Genomic DNA, 24,151 nt, shown 5'->3' with positions numbered 1-24,151 from the left:
CCAGCCCGCACCCGCGTGCTCACTCCTCGGCGTCGGCGGCGCAGGAGACCTGGGCCGCGCTCAGCTCCTCGATCGCGGGGTCCTCCCACTCGGCCATCACCGCGGCCAGCACAGCCGCCCGGATCGCCCGGTCCGGGAGCGCCTGCCGCAGGCAGTCCGCGTAGCGCTCGCGGACCAGCCGGCCCTTCGTCACGAACGACTGCGCCTGCGCGGAGTCCTCGACGACGTCGGTGCACGCGAGCTGCGCATCGACGACCTTGCCGGCGAGCGGCTGGTCCAGGGCCGGGAACGACGGCACCACGGACCCGTCCTCCGCCACCACACCGCCCGCGCGCAGCTCCTCGAGGCTCGCGGTGGCGAGCAGCTCCTGGGCGAAGCAGGTCCCTTCCGCCTCGGCCGTGGGCCCCGCCCGGTCACCGGCGAACGCGGCCGCCAGGCCCTCCCGCAGCTGCGTCCTGTCGACCTGGTCCGACCCGGCCGCGCGGGGGGCGTCGGTGGTGCAGCCCAGGAGCAGGCCCACGAGCGGGCCCAGCAGCATCCCCGGCACCAGGCACGTGAGCAGCGGTCGCACCGGTGCAGTGTCCCACCACGCCTGCCCACGCCGGGCCGCCCTGCATCGCGCCCGACCAGGGTCTGGCCTCGACGCGCCGTCGCGACCTCGCAGGCTCGGTCGCGGGCTTGCTCGACCCACCTCCCCACGCCGGGCGCTCCTGCGTCGCGCCCGACTAGGGTCGGCGCATGGATTTCGCGCCGTCGCCCCGAGCTGCCGACCTGCGGGAGCGAGTGGCGAGGTTTCTGGCCGAGGAGATCGAGCCCGTCGAGCCGGCCTACCACCGCGACCTGGCCGCCGCCCGGGTGGCGGGTACCCAGTGGACGCCGCTGCCGGTGCTCGAGGAGCTGAAGGCGAAGGCCAGGGCCCAGGGCCTGTGGAACCTGTTCCTGCCGCGAGAGCACGCCGGTCACTACGCCGCCGCTCACGGCACCGACGGCGGGGAGGGCCTGAGCAACGTCGACTACGCGCCGCTGGCCGAGCTGATGGGCCGGTCCGCGATCGCTCCGCTGGTGTTCAACTGCAACGCGCCCGACACCGGCAACATGGAGGTGCTGCTCCGCTACGGCAGCCAGGCCCAGCGCGACGAGTGGCTCGACCCGCTGCTGGCGGGACGCATCCGCTCGGCGTTCACCATGACCGAGCCCGGTGTGGCCAGCTCCGACGCCACCACGATGGAGGCCACCGCCGTGGTCGACGGCGACGAGGTCGTCGTCAACGGCCGCAAGTGGTGGAGCACCGGGGTGGGCCACCCCGACTGCCGGGTGCTCGTCTTCATGGGCCTCACCGACCCCGACGCCGACCGTCACCACCGCCACACGATGGTGCTCGTGCCGCGCGACGCCCCCGGTGTCCGGGTCGAGCGGATGCTGACGACGATGGGGTACGCCGACGAGCCGATCGGCCACGGCGAGGTCTCCTTCACCGACGTCCGCGTCCCGGTGGACAACGTGATGGTGGGCCCCGGGGAGGCGTTCGCGATCGCGCAGGGCCGGCTCGGCCCGGGCCGGATCCACCACTGCATGCGGCTCGTCGGTGCGGCCGAGGTCGCCCTGGAGCATGCCATCCGGCGCGGTCTGTCACGCACGGCGTTCGGCAAGCCGCTGGTCGACCTCGGCGGCAACCGGGAACGCATCGCCGACGCCCGGATCGCCATCGAGCAGGCCAGGCTGCTGGTGCTCCACGCCGCCTGGAAGCTCGACCAGGGTGGCCCCCGGAGCGCGTTGTCCGAGGTCTCGCAGATCAAGGTGGCCGTCCCGCGCACCGCCCTCGCGGTCATCGACATGGCGATCCAGCTCCACGGCGGCGCGGGGCTCTCCGACGACTTCCCACTGGCGATGTCGTGGGTCGGCTCACGGGCGCTGCGGCTGGCCGACGGCCCCGACGAGGTCCACCAAGGCCTGGTCGCCCGGCTCGAGCTGGCCAAGCACCGGTGACCCGCCGCGCAGGATCCCGGGAGGGGACGTGACCGACGAGACGACCGCCGTGCGCGAGGAGGACGCCGTCGACGCCGCCTCGGTCGCGCGATGGTTGCGCGAGCACGCGGCCGAGGGCTGGCGCGACCGGCTCGACGGCACGCCGGCGATGCGGCAGTTCCCGGGCGGCGCCTCCAACATCACCTACCTGCTCACGTGGCCGGGCGTCGAGCTGGTGCTGCGGCGCCCGCCGGCCGGCACCAAGGCGCGCGGCGCGCACGACATGGGTCGGGAGCACCGGATCCAGGCGGCCCTCGCCCCGGCGTTCCCGCTGGTCCCGGAGATGGTGGCCCACTGCGAGGACACGGCCGTGATCGGCCACGAGTTCTACGTGATGACCCGCGTCGACGGGGTGATCCCGCGGCGCGAGCTCGGTGTCGACCTCACCGAGCAGCAGACCGCCACCCTGTGCGGCAACGTGTGGGACGTGCTGGTGCAGCTGCACGGCGTCGACCTCGCCGCGACCGGTCTCGACCGCCTGGCCAGGGGCGAGGGCTACGTCGCGCGGCAGGTCGCCGGCTGGACGACCCGCCTGGCCGGCGCTCGCACCGACGACCTCGGCGACTGGTCCGCGATCACGAGCTGGCTCGACCGCGAGCAGCCGGCCGACGTCGCGAGCTGTCTCGTCCACAACGACTTCCGGCTCGACAACCTGGTGCTGTCACCGGCCGACTCGACCCGCGTCGCGGCCGTGCTCGACTGGGAGATGGCGACCGTCGGCGACCCGCTGATGGACCTCGGGGGTGCCCTGGCCTACTGGGTCCAGGACGACGACGACGAGACCTTCCAGAGGCTGCGTCGCCAGCCTTCCCACCTCCCCGGGATGTGGACGCGCGAGCAGGTGGTCGACTACTACGGCGAGCGCAGCGGTCACGCGGTCTCCCGGGACCGGTGGCGGTTCTATGAGGTGTTCGGGCTCTTCCGGCTCGCCGTCATCGCCCAGCAGATCTGGTACCGCTACGCGAACAGGCAGACCACCAACGAGGCGTACGCCGCGTTCGGCCCGGTCGTCGGAGCCCTCGAGCAACGCTGCCGGCGGCTGGTGGGCGCCTGATGGGTCAGGTGCTGCTGGTCCGCCACGGGCAGGCGTCGTGGGGCGCAGCCGACTACGACGTGCTCTCGGCGGCGGGCGAGGAACAGGCGGCGGTGCTGGGCCGGAGCCTCACCGGCCTCGCCCCCGACGTGGTGGTCCACGGCAGCCTGCGCCGGCAGCGGCGTACGGCCGAGATCGCCGCGGCTGCCGCGGGGTGGTCCGAGGGGCTCGCCCTCGACGATCGCTGGAACGAGATGGACCACGTGTCGGTGCTGGCGGCCCAGCCGAAGGACTTCGACGGCGAGCCGGACCGGCAGCAGTTCCAGACCTGGTTCGAGGCCGCGACCAGCCGCTGGACCTCCGGCGACCACGACGGCGACTACGCGGAGCCCTTCCCGGCCTTCCGGGAACGGGTGCTGGCAGCGCTCGGGGCACTGGCAGAGGTGGGCACGGCGGTGGTGGTGACCTCCGGCGGCCCGATCTCGGCCGTGTCGTCAACGCTGCTGGCCGCCGGGACGGCCACCCACGAACGGCTGGCCGCGGTCGTCGTCAACGGTTCGGTCACCCGGGTCGTCTCGGGTCGCCGTGGCCTCACGCTCGTGTCGTTCAACGAGCACCAGCACCTGCCCGCCGACCTGGTGACCTACCGCTAGACCATCCGGCGGAACACCGGCAGCGGTGCGTGCTTCATCAACACCGACAGCGGTGCCCAGGGCAGCGGCGGCACGCACGCCGAGGCCCGCCGCTTCTCGATGGCGGCGACCATCGCGGCCACCCCCTTCTCGGTCGAGACCATCACCTTGCGCTGGGCGGCCCCCGCCCCCTCGTTCATCTCCGACTCGATCCAGCCGGGGTAGAGGACGGTGAAGTCGTAGGAGTCCTGCCCGTAGAACTCCGTGCGCAGCCCCTCGACGAGGTGGGCCGCGCCGGCCTTCGTCGCGGCGTACGTGGCCATGGAGCGGGGCAACCCACGCAGGGCCGACATCGACGACACCATCACCAGGTGGCCCCCACCCTGGGCGCGGAGCACCTGCATCGCGGCCTCGGTCTGGGCCAGCGCGCCCACGAAGTTCGTGATCGCCGTCTCCCGGTTGGCGTCGAAGCGGCCGGTGCCCAGGGGGGCGCCCTTGCCGATGCCGGCGTTCACCACGATCCGGTCGATCCGCCCGAGCTCGGCGGCGAACTCCTCGAACACCGTGAACACCGCGTCGTCGTCGGTGACGTCGAGGGCCTTGACCGCCACAATGCGGTCGGGGTGCGCCCCGAGGATCTCGGCGCGCAGCTCCTCGAGCCGGTCGGTGCGACGGGCGCACAGCGCGAGGTCGTGGCCGAGGTCGGCGAACTGGCGCGCCATCTCGGCACCGAGCCCGGAGGAGGCCCCGGTGATCAGGATCGTGTGGGTCATGCCGCCATCCTCGCGTAGGGTCCGAGTCCATGAGCGCAGCCGGTCGGACGTGCATCATCGGGGCTGGCTCCTCGGGGATCACCGCGGCCCAGGTCCTCGCCGCCCGCGGGCTCGACTTCGACTGCTTCGAGATGGGCTCCGGCGTCGGCGGCAACTGGCGCTACGACAACGACAACGGCGTCAGCTCCGCCTACCGCTCGCTGCACATCAACACCTCCCGCCAGGCCATGCAGTACGCCGCCTTCCCCATGCGCGAGGAGCTGCCCGACTACCCCAGCCACTGGCAGGTCGCCGACTACTTCGACGAGTTCGTGGACCACTTCCGGTTGCGCGACCGGATCACCTTCCGGACGGAGGTCACCCGCGTCGTCCCTCTCGACGGCGGAGGCTTCGAGGTCACGACCCGCTCGCGCGACGACGGGACCCCGACGACCGCGCGCTACGACCACGTGGTGGTCGCCAACGGCCACCACTGGGACCCCCGGTGGCCCGAGCCCGGGCTCCCGGGCAGCGAGACCTTCCCGGGCGAGCAGATCCACGCGCACTACTACCGGACCCCCGACGTCCTCGAGGGCAGGCGCGTGGTGGTCCTCGGCATCGGGAACTCGGCGACCGACATCGCCGTCGAGGCGTCGCGGGTCGCGTCAGGGACCTGGCTGGCCATGCGGCGCGGTGCCCACATCCTCCCGAAGTACATGTTCGGCATCCCGACCGACCACCTCACCGACAGCCCCCTCGCCTCGGCCCCCTGGCGGGTGCAGCAGGCCGCCCTGACGACCCTGCTGCGGCTGACCGTCGGCAAGGTCACCGACTACGGGCTCCCCGACCCGGGGCACGGCGTGATGGAGGCCCACCCGACGGTCAGTGACGACCTGCTCTCACGCCTCGGCCACGGCGACATCACCGTCAAGCCGGCCATCCAGCGGTTCGCGGGCAGCGAGGTCTGGTTCACCGACGGCTCGTGCGTCGACGCCGACGTGGTCGTCTACGCGACCGGCTACAAGATCTCGTTCCCCTTCCTCGACGAGAGCGTCGTCGCGCCCTCGGACAACCACGTCGAGCTCTACCGGCGGGTGGTCTCACCCGACGTGCCCGGCCTCTACTTCGTGGGGCTGCTGCAGCCGATCGGCGCGATCATGCCGCTGGCCGAGGCGCAGTCCCACTGGGTGGCCGACCTCGTCGAGGGACGGGTCGACCTGCCGCCATCGGCCGAGATGCGGCGGGAGGTGGCGGCGTACGACGCCGCCATGCGCCGCCGGTACGTCGCCTCCAAGCGGCACACCATCGAGGTCGACGTGCGCGCCTACCTGCAGGACCTGGAGCGCGAGCGCCGGACCCGCCGGATCTCCTAGGTTGGCGCGCAGGGTCCGGACCTGCCGGACCACCGACGAGGGGACTCGCCATGACCCAGGCCATGCCTCCGGCCCAGTCCGGACCCGCCGGCCAGCCGCCGACCTCGAAGGGCTTCTTCGGGGCCCTGTTCGACTTCACCTTCGAGCACTTCGTGACCCCGATGATCGTCAAGGTCGTCTACGTCCTCGCGGTGGCGGGGCTGGCCCTCGTCCTGCTCGTCTTCCTCGTCACTGCCTTCGCCCAGGGACCGGTGGAGGGGCTGGCGGTGTTGGTGCTGGGGCCCGTCATCGGCCTGCTCTACCTCGCGCTGATCCGGATGACGCTGGAGTTCTACCTCGCGGTGGTCCGGATGAGCGAGGACATCCACCGCCGGCTGCCCCAGCGCTGAGCCGCCGCCCCCTCCGCTCGCCGCGCGTGCGTGCGCCTTGACGCGAGCCCCTGCATACGTGGTATACATACCCGGTATCCACGGCCGCGGGGGGTTCGTGGGACACCGGTGAGGCGGAGGTGTGGACATGTCGGTGCGGCAGGCGCTGCTGGCACTGCTCGAGCAGGAGCCGAAGTACGGCTACCAGCTGCGGGCCGAGTTCGAGGAGCGGACGGGTTCGACCTGGCCGCTCAACGTCGGACAGGTCTACACCACCCTCGCCCGTCTGGAGCGTGACGGCCTCGTCGAGCAGGTCGCCGGGGGCGACGTCGACGAGGCCGGTCACGTGACCTACCGGATCACCGATCAGGGCCGGGCCGAGGTGTCGGCATGGTTCACCACGCCCGTCGGCCGTACCCAGCCGCCGCGCGACGAGCTGGCGATCAAGCTCGCCCTGGCGGTGACCGTCCCCGGCGTCGACGTCGCCACGGTGATCCAGCAGCAGCGGTCCGCGACCATGTCCGCGTTGCAGGACTACACCCGGCTCAAGCGGTCCGGTCGGGCGGCGGAGCCCGACGACGTGGCCGGCCTCGCATGGAGCCTGGTGCTCGACTCGCTGGTCTTCGCGGCCGAGGCCGAGATCCGCTGGCTCGACCACTGCGAGTCACGGCTGCGCCGGGCCGGTGACGTGCTCCGCAGCCCTCGCCCGACCACCACACCCACCACGGCCGGCGACCCCGCCGGCCCCCTGACTCAGGAGACCCGCCGATGAGCGCCCTGTTGCAGCTGACCGACGTCACCCGGATCCACGGTCAGGGGGCGACCGAGGTCCACGCCCTGCGCCGGGTCTCGTTCGCCGCGTACGCCGGCGAGCTGGTCGCCGTGATGGGTCCGTCGGGCTCGGGCAAGTCGACCCTCCTCACGCTGGCCGGCGGCCTCGACACCGCCACGTCAGGCAGCGTCGAGGTCGAGGGCACCGACCTCGGCGGTCTCGACAACAGGGGCCGCGCGCGGCTGCGGCGCACCTCCATCGGCTACGTCTTCCAGGACTTCAACCTGATCCCGGCGCTCACCGCCGCCGAGAACGTCGCCCTGCCGAGCGAGCTCGACGGGATGCCGGCGCGGCAAGCCGCCCGCCGCGCCCTGGCGGTGCTCGAGGAGGTCGGGATCGGTCAGCTCGCCGACCGCTTCCCCGACGAGATGTCGGGCGGCCAGCAGCAGCGCGTCGCCATCGCGCGCGCCGTCGCGGGCGAGCGTCGGCTGATCCTCGCCGACGAGCCCACCGGGGCACTCGACACCGAGACCGGCGAGGAGATCCTCACGCTGCTGCGCGCCCGCTGCGACGCCGGTGCAGCCGGCGTCCTGGTCACCCACGAGGCCCGGCACGCCGCCTGGGCCGACCGCGTCGTCTTCCTGCGCGACGGCGTGGTCGTCGACCAGTCCGCGCCGGCCCCGGTCGACGCCCTGCTCGAGCCCGGGCTCGCCCGGTGACCCCGCTGCGCCGGTGGGCGCCCGCGCTGCGGGTGGCCCGCCGCGAGGCCGGTCGTGCCAAGGGACGCAGCGCCGTCGTCCTCGCGATGATCGCGCTGCCTGTCCTCGGCGTCACCGCCGCGGACATCGTCATCCAGACCTCGGAGATCACGGGCGCCGAGGCCATCGACCGACGCATCGGCGGCGCCGACGCCCTGGTCCTGGTCCAGCCGCGCACCGCCGAGGTGGCGCAGACGGCCGACCCCGACCGGGGCACCATGACGCTGCGCGGCGGGAGGCGCGCCCAGCCGCCCGGCCTCGACGAGATCGAGGACGCGCTCGGCCGCGACATCGAAGCCGTCGAGGTCCGCGCGCAGGAGTTCGTACGGTTCGAGACCGACGCGGGTGTCGCCGACGTCGAGATCACCGAGACCGACCTCACCTCGCCGCTGACGCGGGGGCTGTTCCGGGTCGACGAGGGGCGGGTGCCGGTCGACCGGTCCGAGATCGTCATCAACCACGACCTCGCCGAGAGCGGCTTCGTCCTCGGCGACACGATGACCGTCGTCGGCGGCCCCGACCTCACGGTGGTCGGCATCGGCGACAACACCAGCTTCCGCGGCCGCGGCATGGCCGTGGCCCAGCCGGGCACCTTCGAGCTGACCGAGCGCCCCTGGAACCGGACGTGGCTGGTCGACGCCGGCGGGGCCGTCACCTGGGAGGACGTCCGCGCCCTCAACGAGGTCGGCGCGATGGCTCTCTCGCGCGCCGTGATGAAGGACCCGCCGTCCGACGCCGAGCTCCACCCCTCGATGCAGGGGATGGACGACGCACCCGTGGGCAGCGAGGACCTCGCGGTCGTCGGGCTCATCGTCGTGATGGCGCTGCTCGAGGTGGTGCTGCTGGCCGGACCCGCCTTCGCGGTGATCGCCCGCCGGCTGCAGCACTCGCTCGCCCTGATGGCCGCCTCCGGTGCGACGCCGCGGCAGGCGCGTCGAGTGGTCCTGGCCAGCGGTCTGGTCCTCGGCGTCGTGGGCACGACCCTGGGGGTCGGGCTCGGACTGCTCGTCGGCTGGCTCAGCCTGCCGCTGGTGCAGCGGTTCTCCAGCAGCTTCTTCGGCCCCTACGACGTCCCGTGGCTGCACCTGGCGGGAGTGGCCGGTTTCGGGATGCTCTCGGCGGTCCTCGCAGCCGTGGTGCCGGCGTGGATCGCCTCCCGGCAGGACGTGACCGCGGTGCTCGCCGGCCGTCGCGGCGACCGTCGCCCGTCGCGCCGCTCGCCGATCCTGGGCCTGGTGCTGCTCGGTGGCGGCGTCGCGGTGGCGGCGTACGGCGCGGTGCAGCCCGACAACGGCGAGCTCCTCATCGCGGCCTCCGCCGTGATCACGGTCCTCGGGATGATCCTGCTGGTCCCCGTCGTCGTGGCGGGCCTGGCCCGGCTGAGCGCGGTCCTGCCGCTGCCGGTGCGGTACGCCGTGCGTGACGCGGCCCGCCACCGGGCCCGCACCGTGCCGGCCGTGGCCGCGGTCGCCGCGACCGTCGTCGGTGTCGTCGCGCTCGGGATCGCCAACGCGAGCGACGCCGAGCAGTCCCGGGCCACCTACACCCCGCTCATGCCCCTCGGGACGGCTGCGGTGGCAGGGCCCGCCGACTCGGACTGGGAGGGGAGTCGGGCGGCGCTCGCCGAGAGCCTCCCCGGGGCGGAGATCTCGACCGTCGAGGGTGTCGACTCCAACGGCGTCCACCGGTGGACGGACGTGCAGTTCCGCGTGGACGGCCGTGCGGTCAGGCTCCACTCCTACGGCTCGGCCCTGGCCACGCAGGCGCCGATCGCCGACGCGATCCCGCCGCTCGTGCCCGAGCTGGGCGAGGCGGAGCGGGCAGCCGGCGACCGGATCCTGCGCGAGGGCGGCGCGGTGGTCTTCACGAGCCGCGCGCCCACCGGCGACGAGGTGACGGTCGTCGCCCGGGAGTACGGCCCCCGGGGCCGCGGCACGGTCGTCGGGCGGGCCACGGTGCCGGCCGTGATGATCCAGCTCCCGGGGCACCACAGCACGCTGCAGGCGGTGCTGTCGCCGGAGGCGGCGGCGGCTGTCGGGGCCGAACCCGTCACGGCGGGACTGGTCGTCTCCGGCGAGGAGATCACCGCCGACCAGGAGCGGACGGCGACCGAGGCCCTGGCGGCGCTCACGCCCGACCTGAGCCTCTACGTCGAGCGCGGCTACCAGAACGACGACGCCACCGTGATCGTCCTCGTGGTGCTCGGCGCCCTGGGCGGCCTGCTCATGGTCGGCGGCACCCTCACCGCGACGTTCCTGTCGCTGTCCGACGCCCGGCCCGACCTGGCGACCCTGTCGGCTGTCGGGGCGGCACCCCGGACCAGACGCGCGGTCGCGGCGTCGTACGCCGTCGTGATCGGGGTGGTGGGGGCGGTGCTCGGCGTGGTCGTCGGGTTCGTGCCCGGCATCGCGGTGACGTTCCCGCTCACCGGTGCAGACTGGTTGCAGGAGGTCGACCCGACGCTGCCCGGCCACTTCCTCGAGATCCCCTGGCTGCTGATCGGGACGATCGTCGTGGTGCTGCCGCTGCTGACCGCCCTGGTCGTGGGTGCGGCGACCCGCTCACGGTTGCCGCTGGTCGCCCGGATCGACTGACGCTTCACCCGCTCCGGCAGGATTGCGGGCATGGTGAGGGAGACGCGGGGACGACGGCTCTGGATCTGGCCGCTGCTGGTGGTGCTGCTGTGGCTCTTCGTCGGCGGGCCGCTCGGCTCCTATGCCGGGCGGCTGGCGGAGGTCCAGGAGAACGACAACGCCGCCTTCCTGCCACAGAGCGCCGAGTCGACCGAGGTGCTCGACACGATCATCGGCTTCCAGGACCAGGAGACGCTCCCGGTCACGGTCGTCTTCGAGCGTGAGGGTGGCCTGACGGCCGAGGACCAGCAGACGATCGCCGCCCTGAGCGAGGAGCTCGGCGGGGTCCGGTTCGTCGCCGAGCAGGGCGTCGGCGCGCCGATCCCTTCCGAGGACGGCGAGGCGGCGCAGGTCGTGGTCCAGGTGGCGGCCACCGACGGTGAGGACATCACCGCGTCGGTCGAGGAGATGCGCGAGGTGCTCGCCGACCCGCCCGACGGGCTCACCGCGCTGGTCGGGGGCCAGGGTGGCGTGCTCGGTGACTTCATCGAGGCCTTCGGAGCGATCGACGGCCTGCTGCTGGTGGTGGCGCTGTCGGTGGTGCTGGTGATCCTCATCGTCGTCTACCGGACACCGATCCTGCCGTTCGTCGTGCTGTTCTCGGCGATCCTCGCGCTCGGCGTCGCCTCCGCGGCCATCTACGGCCTGGCGTCGGCCGACGTCCTCGCCCTCAACGGGCAGTCCCAAGGGATCCTGTTCATCCTCGCCGTCGGAGCCGCGACCGACTACTCGCTGCTCGTCGTCGCCCGGTTCCGCGAGGAGCTGCGCGACCACGAGTCGAAGTACGACGCCATGCGGGCGGCCTACCGCGGCGCCTTCGAGCCGATCCTGGCGTCCGGGGCGACGGTCATCCTCGGCCTGCTGTGCCTGCTGCTGTCGGACCTGGCATCGCTGAGCGGGCTCGGCCCCGTGGGTGCGATCGGCATCGCCGGGGCGATGCTGAGCTCGCTGACGCTGCTGCCGGCGGCGCTGGTGCTGCTGGGTCGCGCGGCGTTCTGGCCGTTCCGGCCGGCGTACGGCTCCGAGCACACCGACACCAAGGGCCTGTGGGGTCGCCTCGCCCGGCTGATCCAGGGCCGGGCGCGGCTGGTCTGGGTGGTGACCTTTGCGGCGCTGGCGGTCTCGGCGTCGTTCGTCACCCAGCTCAACGAGGACCAGGTGCCGCAGACCGAGCTCTTCCTCACCGAGGTGGAGTCGGTCGAGGCCCAGGAGGTCATCGACGCCCACTACGAGGCCGACAACGCCTCGCCGGCCCAGGTCGTGGTTCCCGAGGATCAGCTGGCGCCGACGCTGGAGCTGCTGGCCGCCCACCCCGGTGTCGCCGGCGCAGACGCGGGCATCGACGGGCGCCCGGCGGTGTTCCCGCTGCCCTCCGAGACCGACCCGCAGCAGCCGAAGGTCGTGGACGGCGAGGCGATCGTCTTCGCCACGCTCGCGGACCCCGCCGACTCGCAGGCCGCCACCGACACGGTGCGCGACCTCCGCGACGACCTCGACGAGGTCTCCGAGGACGTGCTGGTCGGAGGCGCGACGGCGATCAACCTCGACACCCGCGACGTCACCGGCAGCGACCGCGCCAAGGTGATCCCCGCCATCCTCCTGGTGATCTTCGTCGTCCTGGCGCTGCTGCTGCGGGCGCTGCTGGCGCCGGCCCTGCTCATCGTCGCCAACGTGCTGTCCTTCGGCGCGACCCTCGGCATCTCGGCCCTGGTGTTCCAGTACGTCTTCGACTTCCCGGCCTCCGACCCGTCGACGTCCCTGATCGGCTTCGTGTTCCTCGTGGCCCTGGGCATCGACTACTCGATCTTCCTGATGACCCGGGTCCGGGAGGAGGCGATCCGGCAAGGGACCCACCCCGGCATCCTCAAGGGGCTCTCGGCGACCGGCGGCGTCATCACCTCGGCCGGGATCGTGCTCGCGGCGACGTTCGCGGCGCTCGGGGTGATCCCGATCCTCTTCCTGGCGCAGATCGGCTTCATCGTCGCCTTCGGGGTGCTGCTCGACGCGCTCGTGGTGCGGTCGCTGCTCGTGCCTGCCCTGTCCTACGACGTCGGCCCGGCGATCTGGTGGCCCTCGAAGCTGTCCCGGGAGACCGACCACGCCGACGCCGAGACGGAGGCGATGCTGCACGCCCCGGCCTCCAGGAGCGGCCCCGCCCACCGGCGCTAGCGGTCACGACCAGGGGGTGACGGCCCGGTCCTGGTCGACCCCGTCGAGACGGACGTCGAGCCGCTCGGTGAAGAAGCACACGAGGTCCTGGACCGGGACGGCGTCGTCCAGCGGGTCCTCGTAGCTCCACGCCAGGTTGGGCACCACCTCGCCGCCGACGAGGGCCGACCAGTAGCGAGCGTGACCCTTGTAGGCGCAGACGCTCGTGTGGTCAGCGGGCTCGAGCAGCTCCATGGCCACGTCCTCGCGCGGCAGGTAGTAGCGGACCGGCAGCGGGGTCTCGTAGAGCAGCGTCGGACGGCGGGAGTCCGCGAGGGTCACGCCCGCCAGCGAGATCTCGACGTGACGGCTGCTGACCAGGCAGTCGATCCGGTCGAAGGGATCGTGGGGGTGGGCCATCACGACCTGCTCCTCCTCGTACCACTGGTCGAAGGCGTCCCAGTCGAGAAGCACGTGACCGTCGAGGTCGGGATCATCGGGGGCGAAGCCGGCTCCCGGGAGGTCGCCGGCCGCGGTCCGCAGCGTCAACGAGCGGCCGGGGGTGGAGTGGACGGCGAAGGGCGTCTCCGGCGTGAGCACCGGGGGGCCGTCCCCGATGCGGACCGGGTGCTCGGGGAGCTCGGCGGGCTCCGCGTCGAGGAGCTCCGCCGCCAGGTCGGCCACCGGGACGGCGTACGTCGGTACCACCCGGCGCGGCTCCCAGACCACGTGTGCCGCACGGGTGTCGACGACGACGGTGTCGCCCACGCTCGCCCGGATCCACTTCGAGATCGGGTGGATCCGCAGCGACGCCATCGCCTCGCGGATCAGATCCTGCATCCTCGTGGCCATCGTTCCAGTGTGGGACCCGACCGCGCCGACGTCGACCGCCGCGACGTGCTGGCCCGCTATGAAACAGTCAGTCTTGACTGTTTGTTTCTGGGAGCGGACGATGGTGTCGTGACCGCGACCGCCCGGGTGCCCCAGGCCGATCGGAGCCGCGCGATGCGGACCCGGTTGCTCGAGGCGACCGTCGACCTCCTGGTCGAGCGCGGGTTCTCGGGCACCTCGACCACGCTGGTGTCCGAGCGGGCCGGCGTCTCCCGAGGGGCCCAGCTCCACCACTTCCCCACCAAGAACGACCTCGTGGTGGCGGCCGTGCGGCACCTCACCGAGCTCCGTGGCGCCGAGCTGGCCGAGGCCTTCGCGGCCGTGCCGCGCGGTGCCGGCCGCACCCGTGCCGTCGTGCGGATGCTGGGCGACCACTACAGCTCGCCGGTGTTCAGCGCCGCGCTGGAGCTGTGGGTCGCCGCCCGCACCGACCCGCAGCTGCTGGCCGCCGTCGAGCCGCTGGAGCAGGAGGTCGGCCGGGAGGCGCACCGGCTCACGGTCCGGGCGCTCGGGGTCGACGAGTCCCGTCCGGGCGTGCGGGAGCTGGTGCAGGCGACGCTCGACCTGGTGCGCGGCCTCGGGCTCGCCAGCACCATCACCGACGACGAGCGACGCCGGCGCCGGATCCTCGACGAGTGGGCGCGGACCCTGGACGCGCGGCTGCAGGAGGGCGCATGACCGACCTGCTCGACGGGGTCCTCGCCGACCTCGACGCCGAGGGCGACCGGCTGGAGAAGCTGCTGGTCGACCTCCCCGCTGACGGGTGGCGACGGGCCACCCCCGCCGCGGGCTGGGACGTCGCCACGCAGGTGGCCCACCTCGCGTGGACCGACGAGGCAGCGGTCACCGCGGCCACCGACGCCCCGGGGTGGCAGACGCTGGTCGAGGAGGCGCTCACCGACCCCGACGGGTTCGTCGACGAGGTCGCGCTCGAGGGCGGTCGGGCCGCACCCGCGGAGCTGCTGGTGCGCTGGCGGGCGGCACGGACGGCGCTGGTCGCCACGCTCCGTGCCCACCCGGCCGGGCAGCGGCTGCCGTGGTTCGGGCCGCCGATGTCGGCGACCTCGATGGCGACCGCCCGGTTCATGGAGACCTGGGCGCACTCGCGCGACGTCCACGACGCGCTCGGCGTGGAGCCGGAGGTCACCGACCGGATCCGGCACGTCGCCCACCTCGGCGTACGCACCCGCGACTTCGCCTTCCTCGCCCACGGGCTCGAGGCCCCGGGGGAGGAGTTCCGGGTCGAGCTGACGGCGCCCAGCGGCGACCTGTGGGCGTGGGGTCCGCACGAGGCACCCCAGGGGGTCCAGGGGGCCGCGCTCGACTTCTGCCTGCTGGTGACCCAGCGGATCCACCGCGACGACACCACGCTGGTCGCCCGCGGCCGCGAGGCCAACGCCTGGCTCGGCATCGCGCAGTGCTTCGCGGGCCCGCCGGGCGAGGGGCGGGAGCGCCGCGATGGCTGAACCCCTGCGCGTCGGCAACTGCTCCGGCTTCTACGGCGACCGGCACGCTGCCATGCGCGAGATGCTCGACGGCGGTCCGCTCGACGTGCTGACCGGCGACTACCTCGCCGAGCTCACGATGCTCATCCTCGGCCGCGACCTGCTCAAGGACGAGCGGCTCGGCTACGCCCGGAGCTTCGTGCGGCAGGTCGAGGAGTGCCTCGGCACCGCGCTGGAGCGCGGCGTCAGGATCGTCTCCAACGCCGGCGGTCTCAACCCGGCGGGTCTGGCCGAGCGACTGCGGGAGGTCGCGCACGGGCTGGGCCTCGACCCCGTCGTCGCCCACGTCGAGGGTGACGACCTCCGTGGACTCGGGTTCCCCGGCGCCCTCACGGCCAACGCCTACCTCGGCGGGTACGGCATCGCCGCCGCGCTGCGTGCGGGGGCCGACGTGGTCGTCACCGGCCGCGTCACCGACGCCTCGCTGGTCGTCGGTCCCGCGGCCGCCCACCACGGCTGGACCCCCGAGCAGCACGACCAGCTCGCCGGCGCCGTCGTCGCCGGGCACGTGCTCGAGTGCGGCGCCCAGGCCTGCGGAGGCAACTACAGCGGCTTCCGCGAGCTCGACCGGTCACGACCCCTCGGCTTCCCGGTGGCCGAGGTCGCCGGCGACGGCTCGAGCGTGATCACCAAGCACGAGGGCACCGGCGGAGCCGTCACGGTCGGCACCGTCACCGCCCAGCTGCTCTACGAGATCCAGTCGACCCGCTACCTCGGCCCCGACGTGACCGTCGACCTCCGCTCGATCGGGCTCGCCGACGCCGGACCCGACCGGGTCGCCGTCACCGGCGTACGCGGCGAGCCGCCGCCGCAGCAGCTGAAGGTCTGCGTCAACGAGCTCGGCGGCCACCGCAACAGCGTCGAGCTGGTGCTGACCGGGCTCGACGTGGAGGAGAAGGCGGCCTGGGTGCGCGACCAGCTGACCGCGGCGCTCGACCCGCCGCCCGCGGAGGTGGTGTGGTCGCCGGTCGCCCCCGCGCGGCCGGACGCCGACTCCGAGGAGATGGCCTCGGTGCTGCTGCGCTGCACCGTGAAGGACCCTGCGCCGGAGCCGGTCGGCCGGGCGTTCACGGCGGCGGTGGTCGAGCTCGCGCTCGCCTCCTACCCCGGCTTCACGATGACCGCCCCGCCGGCTTCGCCGACCCCGTTCGGCGTCTACCGGCCGGAGTACGTCGACCGCGTCACGGTCAGCCACACGGTGGTCCACCACGACGGCCGCCGCGAGGAGGTCCCGGACCCCTCGGTGACCGACGGGCCGGCCGAGGACCACACCGGGACCCGCCCCTCGCCGTACCCCCACCCCGCCGACACGCTGACCCGCCGGGTGCCGCTGGGCACCTTCGTGCATGCCCGGTCCGGCGACAAGGGCGGCGACGCCAACCTCGGGCTCTGGGTCGCGGCCGACGACCACCCCCGGAGGGAGGAGCGGGTGGAGTGGCTGTGCAAGTTCGTGACGCCCGAGCGGGTCCGGGAGCTGGTTCCGGAGGCGTGCGACCTCGACGTCGAGGTCTTCCTGCTGCCCAACCTCGGCGCGGTCAACGTGGTGCTCCACGGGCTGCTCGGCGACGGGGTCGCGGCCTCCACCCGCTTCGACCCCCAGGCCAAGGGCCTCGGCGAGTGGGTCCGGTCGCGGATGGTCCACATCGAGGAGGCGTTGCTGTGACCGAGCAGGAGATCGCGACGGGTGCGTCGAGATCACCGGAGGCGTCCGTGGGGCCGGAGCACCACCACGCCCTTCGCGACACCGCCACCGAGTTCGTCCGCCGCGAGGTGCTGCCCCACCTGCAGGCGTGGGAGGACGCCGGCGAGGTCCCGCGCGAGCTGCACGCAGCGGCGGCGAAGCAGGGCCTCCTCGGCATCGGCTTCCCCGAGGAGGTCGGCGGCAGCGGCGGCACGCTGATGGACAGCGTCGTCATGCAGGAGGCCTGCTTCGCCGCCGGTGCCTCCAGCGGGCTGATGGCCGCCCTGTTCACCAGCGGCATCGCCCTGCCCCACATCGCCGCCAGCGGCAACCGCGACCTCGTCGACCGGTTCGTGCGACCCACCCTCGCCGGTGAGCTGATCGGCAGCCTGGCCGTGACCGAGCCCGGGGGCGGGTCCGACGTCGCCGGGATCCGCACCACGGCCCGGCGGGACGGGGACCACTACGTCGTCGACGGCGGCAAGACCTTCATCACCTCCGGGGTCCGCGCAGACTTCGTCACCACCGCCGTGCGCACGGGGGAGCCGGGCCACACGGGACTGAGCCTGCTGGTCATCGAGAAGGGCACACCCGGCTTCACCGTGGACCGGGCGCTGTCGAAGATGGGCTGGCACTGCTCCGACACCGCCGAGCTGGGCTTCGACGCCTGCCGGGTCCCGCTCGCCAACCTCGTCGGCGAGGAGGGCTCCGGCTTCTACCAGATCGCCGAGCAGTTCGTCGTCGAGCGGATCTCCCTCGCGGTCCACGGCTACGGCATCGCCGCGCGCAGTCTCGAGCGCGCGGCGGCGTACGCCCGGCAGCGGGAGACCTTCGGGAAGCCGCTCATGGCCAACCAGGTCGTCCGCCACGCGCTGGTCGAGATGCACCGCCAGGTCGAGGTCGCGCGGGCCTACACCCACGAGGTCGTGCGGCGCCACGAGGCGGGCGAGAACGTCGTCGCCGAGGCATGCCTGGCCAAGCAGACCGCGGTCGACACGGCCGCCCACGTGTGTGACCAGGCGGTGCAGCTCCACGGTGGCACCGGCTACCTGCACGGGACCGAGGTCGAGCGGCACTACCGCGACGCCCGGATCCTGCCGATCGGAGGAGGCGCGGACGAGGTCCTCGCCGACCTCGCCGCACGACTGCTGGGGTACGCATGATCGACAAGCTGTTCCGCCCGCTGACCGGTGAGGTCACGGTCCACATGGACGCGCCACCGACGGTGGTGTGGGACCTGGTCTCCGACGTGACCCGGATCGGGGAGTTCAGCCCCGAGACCTTCGAGGCCCGCTGGATCCGCGGGTCGTCCGGTCCCGAGGTGGGCGCCCAGTTCAAGGGGCACGTACGCCGCAACGGCATCGGTCCGACGTACTGGACGCTCTGCACCGTCACCGCCTGCGAGCCCGAGCGGGTCTTCGAGTTCGCCGTCGGCAACGACGAGGTGACCGCCAACAACTGGGGCTACCGGCTGGAGCCGGAGGCCGGCGGCACGCGGGTCACCGAGTACTTCCGGGTCCAGCCCAACCTCATGATGCGCGCCTACTGGCTCGCGCTGGGCCCGCTGCGCGGCCGCACCAACGAGCGGGGGATGCGGACGACCCTGGAGCGGATGAAGGCGGTGGTGGAGTCGTGACGTCGGCCAACCGCGCGGCCATGCTCGACAAGCTCGCCGAGCTCGACGCCGAGCACGCCAGGGCGGTCGCGGGCGGTGGCGAGAAGTACGTCGAGCGCCACCACGCCCGCGGCAAGCTGCTGCCCCGCGAGCGGATCGAGCTCCTCGTCGACCCCGGGAGCGCGTTCCTCGAGCTCTCCCCCCTGGCCGGGTGGGGGTCGGACTTCACCGTCGGGGCGTCGGTGGTCACCGGCATCGGCGTCATCGAGGGCGTCGAGTGCGTGATCACCGCCAACGACCCGACCGTCAAGGGTGGCGCCTCCAACCCGTGGACGGTGAAGAAGATCTTCCGGGCCAGCCAGATCGCGGAGGAGAACGGGCTCCCGACCGTCGCGCTCGTGGAGTCGGGGGGCGCCGACCTCCCGACGCAGAAGGAGATCTTCATCCCCGGCGGCCGGCTCTTCCGCGACATCACCCGCGCCAGCGCGCGCAAGGAGCCGACGGTCGCGCTGGTCTTCGGCAACTCCACCGCAGGCGGCGCCTACGTGCCCGGCATGAGCGACTACACGGTGATGGTCAAGGAGCAGGCCAAGGTGTTCCTCGGCGGGCCGCCGCTGGTCAAGATGGCCACCGGCGAGGAGTCCGACGACGAGTCGCTCGGTGGCGCCGAGATGCACGCCCGCACCTCGGGCCTGGCCGACTACCTCGCCGAGGACGAGCACGACGCGATCCGGATCGGCCGGCGGATCGTGGCGCGGCTCAACCGTGGCCGGGGTTTCCCCGGTCGGCCGGGGAAACCGCCGCATGTCAGGCGTTGCAACACCGGACAACCGACAGGATCACCTGACAACCCCACCGCCCTGGCCGAGGCGTACGCCGAGCCGGATGCCGACCCCGACGAGCTGCTCGACCTGATCCCGAGCGACCTCAAGGAGCCCTTCGACCCGCGTGAGGTGATCGTCCGGGTCTGTGACGGCGTCTCGGCCACCAACGGCCGGGCCTTCGACGAGTTCAAGCCGCTCTACGGCAGCTCGCTGGTCACCGGGTGGGCGCGGATCCACGGCCACCCCGTCGGCATCCTCGCCAACGCCCAGGGCGTGCTGTTCAGCGAGGACGCACAGAAGGCGACCCAGTTCATCCAGCTCGCCAACCAGGTCGACACCCCGCTGCTGTTCCTGCACAACACCACCGGCTACATGGTGGGAGCGGACTACGAGCAGGGCGGGATCATCAAGCACGGCGCGATGATGATCAACGCCGTCTCCAACTCCAGCGTGCCGCACCTGAGCGTCATCATGGGCGCGTCCTACGGCGCCGGCAACTACGGGATGAACGGCCGCGCCTACGACCCGCGCTTCCTCTTCACCTGGCCGAGCGCCAAGTCGGCGGTGATGGGGCCGCAGCAGCTGGCGGGCGTCCTCAGCATCGTGGCGCGAGCGGCGGCCGAGGCCAAGGGGCAGGCCTACGACGAGGAGGGCGACGCCGGCATGCGGGCCTTCGTCGAGCAGTCGGTGGAGGAGCAGAGCCTGCCGTTCTTCCTGTCGGGGATGCTCTACGACGACGGCGTCATCGACCCGCGCGACACCCGGACCGTCCTCGGCATCTGCCTGTCCGTCATCGCCACCAAGCCGTTCACCGGCGGCGCCGGCTACGGGGTGTTCCGGCCATGATCCGCCGACTCCTGGTCGCCAACCGGGGCGAGATCGCCTCCCGGGTCTTCCGCACCTGCTACCGGCTCGGCATCGAGACCGTGGCCGTGCACTCCGACGCCGACGCCGGGCTGCCCTTCGTGCGGGAGGCCGACACCGCGGTCCGCCTGCCGGGCGACACCCCCGCCGAGACCTACCTGCGCGGCGACCTGCTCATCGAGGCTGCCCGACGTTCCGGAGCCGACGCGGTCCACCCCGGCTACGGCTTCCTCTCCGAGAACGCCGGCTTCGCCCGCGCGGTCCTCGACGCCGGCCTCACCTGGGTGGGCCCGGCCCCGGGGTCGATCGAGCAGATGGGCTCGAAGGTCGAGGCCAAGAAGCTGATGGAGGCCGCCGGCGTACCCGTCCTCGGCAACCTGTCCGCCGAGACCGCCACCGAGGCCGACCTGCCGCTGCTCGTGAAGGCCTCGGCGGGTGGTGGGGGCCGCGGCATGCGGGTCGTGCGGACGCTCGCCGACCTGCCCCGCGAGGTCGAGCAGGCCTCGGCCGAGGCCGAGTCGGCCTTCGGCGACGGCACCGTGTTCGTGGAGCCGTACGTCGAGCGCGGACGCCACGTCGAGGTGCAGGTGGTCGGGACGGCCGGAGCCGTGCTCGTCCTCGGCGAGCGGGACTGCTCCATCCAGCGGCGGCACCAGAAGGTGGTCGAGGAGGCGCCGGCGCCGGGGCTGCCCGAGGCGACCCGTGACGCCCTGCACGCGGCGGCTCGCGCCGCGGCCGAGGCGATCGACTACCTCGGTGCCGGCACCGTCGAGTTCCTCTACGACGCCGACGCCGACCGGTTCTTCTTCCTCGAGATGAACACCCGGCTGCAGGTCGAGCACCCCGTCTCCGAGCTGGTGCACGGCGTCGACCTGGTCGAGCTGCAGCTGGCCGTGGCCGAGGGACGGCCCCTGCCCGTCGAGTCCCGGGAGACCGCACCCCGGGGCCACGCGATCGAGGTGCGGCTGTACGCCGAGGACCCGGCCGCCGACTGGCAGCCCCAGAGCGGGGTGCTCACCCGCTTCGAGATCCCTTCCGGTGACGGGGTCCGGGTCGACGCCGGCTTCGAGACCGGCTCTGCGGTCACCACGCACTACGACCCGATGCTGGCCAAGGTGGTCGCCCATGCGCCCACCCGCGAGCAGGCCGCGCGCCGGCTCGCGCGCGTCCTGGCCCGGGCGCGGATCCACGGGCTGGTCACCAACCGCGACCTGCTGCTCGCGATCCTCCGCGACGAGGCCTTCCGGGCCGGCGAGGTCAGCACCGCCTTCCTCGACGAACGGGAGCTCCCGGCCCCCGCCCCGGACCCCGGTGCCCCGGTCGCGGCCGCCCTCGCGCTGGCCGAGGCGGCCGGGCAGGCCCGGACCCGCCAGCGGGGCATCCCCGTCGGCTGGCGCAACGTCGTCTCCCAGCCGCAGCGCACCACCTTCGACACCACGACCGTGGAGTGGTGGGGCGGCCGCGACGGCTACACCGTGGACGGGTTCACGGTGCTGGCGGTGGTCTCGACCGGCCCGACCACCGAGTGGGCGGTGAGCCTCGAGACCGACGGCGTGCGCTCGACGTACGTCGTGGACGTCGCCGGTGACCGGATCGACGTCGACGGTCCGCGCGGCCACACGGCACTCCGGCTGCTGCCACGGTTCACCGACCCGGACGCGACCCTCGCGCGCGGGTCCCTGCTGGCCCCGATGCCCGGCACCGTCGTGAGCGTCGCCGTCGAGGTCGGTGCCGAGGTCGCTGCCGGCCAGCCGGTGCTGGTGCTGGAGGCGATGAAGATGCAGCACACCGTCAGCGCGCCCCACGCCGGCACGGTGACCACGATCGACGTGACGCGCGGGGCGCAGGTCGCGGCCGGCGACGTCCTGGCCGTGGTGTCGACGGCGACGACCGATGAGGAGCAGGCATGACCCAGGTTGCGTTCAGCGAGTCCGAGGAGCGCCAGGCGCTGCGCCGTGAGGTGGCGAGGCTGGCCTCGCGCTACGGCCGGGAGTGGTTCACCGAGAAGGCCCGCGCCGGCGAGAAGACCACCGAGCTGTGGCTGGAGATCGGCAAGCTGGGCTACCTCGGCATCAACATCCCCGAGGAGTACGGCGGTGGTGGCGGCGGGATCGGCGACATCGCGGCCGTCTGCGAGGAGCTCGCCGCCCAGGGCTGCCCGCTGTTGCTGATGGTGGTCAGTCCCGCGATCTGCGGCACGATCATCAGCCGCTACGGCACCGAGGAGCAGAAGCGCCGCTGGCTGCCGGGGATCTGCGACGGCACCGGCACCATGGCCTTCGCGATCACGGAGCCGGACGCCGGCACCAACACCCACAACATCACCACCACTGCCCGCCGCGACGGCGACGAGTGGGTGCTCAACGGTCGCAAGATCTACATCTCCGGCGTCGACGAGGCCGACCACGTGCTGGTCGTCGCGCGCGCGGAGGACGCCCGCACCGGCAAGGTCAAGCCGGTCCTCGTCGTCGTCCCCACCGACGCCGCGGGCTTCGAGGCCCGACCCATCCCGATGGAGATCGTCAGCCTCGAGCTGCAGTTCCAGGTGTTCCTCGACGACGTGCGGCTGCCGGCTGATGCGGTCGTGGGTGACGAGGACGGTGGCCTCGTGCAGCTCTTCGCCGGGCTCAACCCCGAGCGGATCATGGCGGCGTCGTTCTCGACGGGGCTGGCGCGGTTCGCGCTGGGCCGGGCTGCGGCGTACGCCAGGGAGCGCGAGGTGTTCCAGGGCCCCATCGGCGGCCACCAGGCGATCGCCCACCCGCTCGCCCAGTCCCACATCGAGATCGAGATGGCCCGGCTGATGACGCAGAAGGCGGCGGCCCTCTACGACGCCGGCGACGACATGGCCTCCGGCGAGGCGGCCAACATGGCGAAGTACGCCGCCGCGGAGGCGGCCTGCGACGCGGCCGACCGGGCGGTGCAGACCCACGGGGGCAACGGGATCACCCAGGAGTACGGCATGGCCGGGCTGCTGGTCGCCACCCGCGCCGGCCGGATCGCCCCGGTCAGTCGCGAGATGATCCTCAACTACGTCGCCATGCACTCCCTCGGCCTGCCGAAGTCCTACTGAGGGACCAGCGGCGCCGAGCTCTGTCACCATCGGCAGGTGACGCTCCACGACCTGACCCGCATGAAGGACCGGCGCGACGGCGACCGGGCCGTCCTCGACCGGCTGCTCGACGAGGCACTGGTGGCCACGCTGGCCACCGTGTCGGAGGACGGTCGGCCGTGGGCGGTCCCGATGCTGGTGGCTCGCTCCGGTGACCGGGTGCTGCTGCACGGCTCCACCGGTGCGGGGGCGCTGCGCCGGGTGGCAGCGGGAACCGAGGCGGTGGTCGAGGTCCACGTCGTCGACGGGCTGGTGCTGGCGACGTCGATGTTCGAGCACACCGCCAACTACCGGTCCGCCGTCGTCCGCGGGCGGCTCCGCGCCCTCACCGGGGACGAGGCGGTCGCTGCCCTCGACGGGCTGTCCGACGCGCTGGTGCCCGGTCGCCGCGCAGAGGTGCGCGGCATGATGACCAAGGAGGTCAGGGCCACGGTGGTGCTCGCGCTCGACCTGACAGAGGACAACTGGATCCTCAAGGTCCGCGACGGGGACACCGACGAGGACCCGGACGAGGTGCCCGACGACGTGTGGACCGGCGTGGTCCCCCTGCACACCGTGGCCGGTGACCCGCGGCGCTCCCCGTGGCTCCCGGAGCTGCCCGTCCCGCCGTCGGTCGACGGGCTGCGGCAGCGCTTCGCCCCGCCGCCGCAGGACTAAGCCCCTACCGGTCGACGCCGGCCTCCCACCGCTGGCGGACGTCCTCGGTGATCTCGCGGGGCGCGGTGTGGGGCTGGGTGATCCGGATGTGGTTGCCGAAGGGGTCACGCACCCCGATGTCGATGCCGTAGGGCTGGTCCACCGGCTCCTGGGTGATCTCGACCTCGGCGTCACGCAGGGTCTCGAAGGTCTTCTGGCAGTCGTCGGTGTGCAGGAACATCGTCGCGCCCAGCGCCCCCTTGGTCATCAGGTCGCGCAGCTGGGCGGCGGTCTCCTCGTCGTGCTGGGGAGCGCCGGGCACCTCGAGCAGCACCTCGTGCTCGGGCTGCGAGGGCAGCGAGATGGTCAGCCACCGCATGAAGCCGAGGTCGACGTCGGAGGCGACCTCGAAGCCGAGGGTGCCGCAGTAGAAGGCCAGCGCCTCCTCCTGGTCGAGGACGTAGGCGGTCGTGAGGTGAACCCTGGAGAAGAGATGGGAGTTCGTCATGCCGACGACGCTAGACCCGAG

General features: G+C 73.0%; 22 protein-coding genes. 18 read left to right on the top strand and 4 right to left on the bottom strand.

What is annotated here, in order from left to right:
- Positions 1-19: 19 nt before the first annotated feature.
- The gene (locus K6T13_RS16615; protein ID WP_222895625.1) at positions 20-571 is read right to left on the bottom strand and encodes a hypothetical protein; all 552 of its coding nucleotides are present in this window, start codon (positions 569-571) and stop codon (positions 20-22) included.
- Positions 572-738: 167 nt separating this feature from the next.
- On the opposite strand from K6T13_RS16615, the gene K6T13_RS16610 reads away from it, so the two are divergent.
- Genes K6T13_RS16610 through K6T13_RS16600 form a run of 3 tightly spaced genes read left to right on the top strand, consistent with a single transcriptional unit; the run spans position 739 to position 3,711 of the window.
- Positions 739-1,986 carry an acyl-CoA dehydrogenase family protein gene (locus K6T13_RS16610; protein ID WP_222895624.1) on the top strand — a complete coding sequence of 416 codons (1,248 nt, stop codon included), beginning with the start codon at positions 739-741 and terminating at the stop codon, positions 1,984-1,986.
- Positions 1,987-2,014: 28 nt separating this feature from the next.
- Positions 2,015-3,079, top strand: a complete 1,065-nt coding sequence (locus tag K6T13_RS16605; protein ID WP_249423839.1) for a phosphotransferase family protein — start codon at positions 2,015-2,017, stop codon at positions 3,077-3,079.
- The gene (locus K6T13_RS16600) at positions 3,079-3,711 is read left to right on the top strand and encodes a histidine phosphatase family protein (RefSeq protein ID WP_222895623.1); all 633 of its coding nucleotides are present in this window, start codon (positions 3,079-3,081) and stop codon (positions 3,709-3,711) included. Before K6T13_RS16605 ends, K6T13_RS16600 begins: the two co-directional genes overlap by 1 nt.
- On the opposite strand, the gene K6T13_RS16595 is transcribed toward K6T13_RS16600, so the two are convergent.
- Positions 3,708-4,463, bottom strand: a complete 756-nt coding sequence (locus K6T13_RS16595) for an SDR family oxidoreductase (RefSeq protein WP_222895622.1) — start codon at positions 4,461-4,463, stop codon at positions 3,708-3,710. The genes K6T13_RS16600 and K6T13_RS16595 overlap by 4 nt on opposite strands.
- A 29-nt stretch (positions 4,464-4,492) precedes the next feature.
- On the opposite strand from K6T13_RS16595, the gene K6T13_RS16590 reads away from it, so the two are divergent.
- The 6 genes from K6T13_RS16590 (at position 4,493) to K6T13_RS16565 (ending at position 12,515) form a co-directional block, all read left to right on the top strand.
- Positions 4,493-5,815 carry a flavin-containing monooxygenase gene (locus K6T13_RS16590; RefSeq protein WP_222895621.1) on the top strand — a complete coding sequence of 441 codons (1,323 nt, stop codon included), beginning with the start codon at positions 4,493-4,495 and terminating at the stop codon, positions 5,813-5,815.
- A gap of 50 nt (positions 5,816-5,865) precedes the next feature.
- Complete coding sequence (locus tag K6T13_RS16585; RefSeq protein WP_222895620.1) at positions 5,866-6,204, top strand: DUF4282 domain-containing protein; 339 nt, start codon at positions 5,866-5,868, stop codon at positions 6,202-6,204.
- Between the two features lie 127 nt (positions 6,205-6,331).
- Positions 6,332-6,955, top strand: a complete 624-nt coding sequence (locus K6T13_RS16580) for a PadR family transcriptional regulator (protein ID WP_222895619.1) — start codon at positions 6,332-6,334, stop codon at positions 6,953-6,955.
- Entirely contained in the window at positions 6,952-7,674 is a 723-nt protein-coding gene (locus tag K6T13_RS16575) for an ABC transporter ATP-binding protein (protein ID WP_222895618.1), read from the top strand. Before K6T13_RS16580 ends, K6T13_RS16575 begins: the two co-directional genes overlap by 4 nt.
- Positions 7,671-10,307, top strand: coding sequence for an FtsX-like permease family protein (locus K6T13_RS16570; RefSeq protein ID WP_222895617.1), 2,637 nt, complete (start codon positions 7,671-7,673; stop codon positions 10,305-10,307). The genes K6T13_RS16575 and K6T13_RS16570 overlap by 4 nt, the downstream gene beginning before the upstream one ends.
- A 30-nt stretch (positions 10,308-10,337) precedes the next feature.
- Positions 10,338-12,515 (top strand): MMPL family transporter, encoded by a 2,178-nt coding sequence (locus K6T13_RS16565; RefSeq protein WP_222895616.1) that lies wholly within the window; start codon positions 10,338-10,340, stop codon positions 12,513-12,515.
- Positions 12,516-12,518: 3 nt separating this feature from the next.
- On the opposite strand, the gene K6T13_RS16560 is transcribed toward K6T13_RS16565, so the two are convergent.
- Positions 12,519-13,346 carry a DUF427 domain-containing protein gene (locus K6T13_RS16560; protein WP_222895615.1) on the bottom strand — a complete coding sequence of 276 codons (828 nt, stop codon included), beginning with the start codon at positions 13,344-13,346 and terminating at the stop codon, positions 12,519-12,521.
- A gap of 108 nt (positions 13,347-13,454) precedes the next feature.
- Between K6T13_RS16560 and K6T13_RS16555 the strand changes: the two genes are divergently transcribed.
- From K6T13_RS16555 to K6T13_RS16515, 9 genes are read left to right on the top strand one after another with little or no spacing between them, the layout of a single operon-like run.
- Positions 13,455-14,063, top strand: a complete 609-nt coding sequence (locus K6T13_RS16555) for a TetR/AcrR family transcriptional regulator (protein ID WP_249423838.1) — start codon at positions 13,455-13,457, stop codon at positions 14,061-14,063.
- Complete coding sequence (locus K6T13_RS16550) at positions 14,060-14,851, top strand: TIGR03084 family metal-binding protein (protein ID WP_222895614.1); 792 nt, start codon at positions 14,060-14,062, stop codon at positions 14,849-14,851. Before K6T13_RS16555 ends, K6T13_RS16550 begins: the two co-directional genes overlap by 4 nt.
- Positions 14,844-16,553, top strand: a complete 1,710-nt coding sequence (locus K6T13_RS16545; protein ID WP_222895613.1) for an acyclic terpene utilization AtuA family protein — start codon at positions 14,844-14,846, stop codon at positions 16,551-16,553. Before K6T13_RS16550 ends, K6T13_RS16545 begins: the two co-directional genes overlap by 8 nt.
- The gene (locus tag K6T13_RS16540; protein ID WP_346729094.1) at positions 16,550-17,734 is read left to right on the top strand and encodes an acyl-CoA dehydrogenase family protein; all 1,185 of its coding nucleotides are present in this window, start codon (positions 16,550-16,552) and stop codon (positions 17,732-17,734) included. The genes K6T13_RS16545 and K6T13_RS16540 overlap by 4 nt, the downstream gene beginning before the upstream one ends.
- Positions 17,731-18,207, top strand: a complete 477-nt coding sequence (locus K6T13_RS16535) for an SRPBCC family protein (RefSeq protein ID WP_222895612.1) — start codon at positions 17,731-17,733, stop codon at positions 18,205-18,207. Before K6T13_RS16540 ends, K6T13_RS16535 begins: the two co-directional genes overlap by 4 nt.
- A gap of 20 nt (positions 18,208-18,227) precedes the next feature.
- Positions 18,228-19,856 carry an acyl-CoA carboxylase subunit beta gene (locus tag K6T13_RS16530; RefSeq protein WP_222898348.1) on the top strand — a complete coding sequence of 543 codons (1,629 nt, stop codon included), beginning with the start codon at positions 18,228-18,230 and terminating at the stop codon, positions 19,854-19,856.
- Positions 19,853-21,784, top strand: coding sequence for an acetyl/propionyl/methylcrotonyl-CoA carboxylase subunit alpha (locus tag K6T13_RS16525; protein ID WP_222895611.1), 1,932 nt, complete (start codon positions 19,853-19,855; stop codon positions 21,782-21,784). The genes K6T13_RS16530 and K6T13_RS16525 overlap by 4 nt, the downstream gene beginning before the upstream one ends.
- A complete protein-coding gene (locus K6T13_RS16520; protein WP_222895610.1) occupies positions 21,781-22,947 on the top strand; it encodes an acyl-CoA dehydrogenase family protein in 1,167 nt (388 codons plus the stop codon). Before K6T13_RS16525 ends, K6T13_RS16520 begins: the two co-directional genes overlap by 4 nt.
- 36 nt (positions 22,948-22,983) lie before the next feature.
- Positions 22,984-23,643, top strand: a complete 660-nt coding sequence (locus tag K6T13_RS16515) for a pyridoxamine 5'-phosphate oxidase family protein (RefSeq protein WP_222895609.1) — start codon at positions 22,984-22,986, stop codon at positions 23,641-23,643.
- Between the two features lie 4 nt (positions 23,644-23,647).
- Here K6T13_RS16515 and K6T13_RS16510 read toward each other — a convergent pair whose 3' ends face one another.
- Positions 23,648-24,130 carry a VOC family protein gene (locus K6T13_RS16510; RefSeq protein ID WP_222895608.1) on the bottom strand — a complete coding sequence of 161 codons (483 nt, stop codon included), beginning with the start codon at positions 24,128-24,130 and terminating at the stop codon, positions 23,648-23,650.
- Between the last annotated feature and the right edge of the window lie 21 nt (positions 24,131-24,151).

The sequence above is a fragment of the Nocardioides coralli genome (genome assembly GCF_019880385.1).
In the GTDB taxonomy this organism is placed as follows: domain Bacteria; phylum Actinomycetota; class Actinomycetes; order Propionibacteriales; family Nocardioidaceae; genus Nocardioides; species Nocardioides coralli.
Note: the sequence above shows the minus strand (reverse complement) of the source record. Positions and strands in the feature narration are given on the sequence as shown.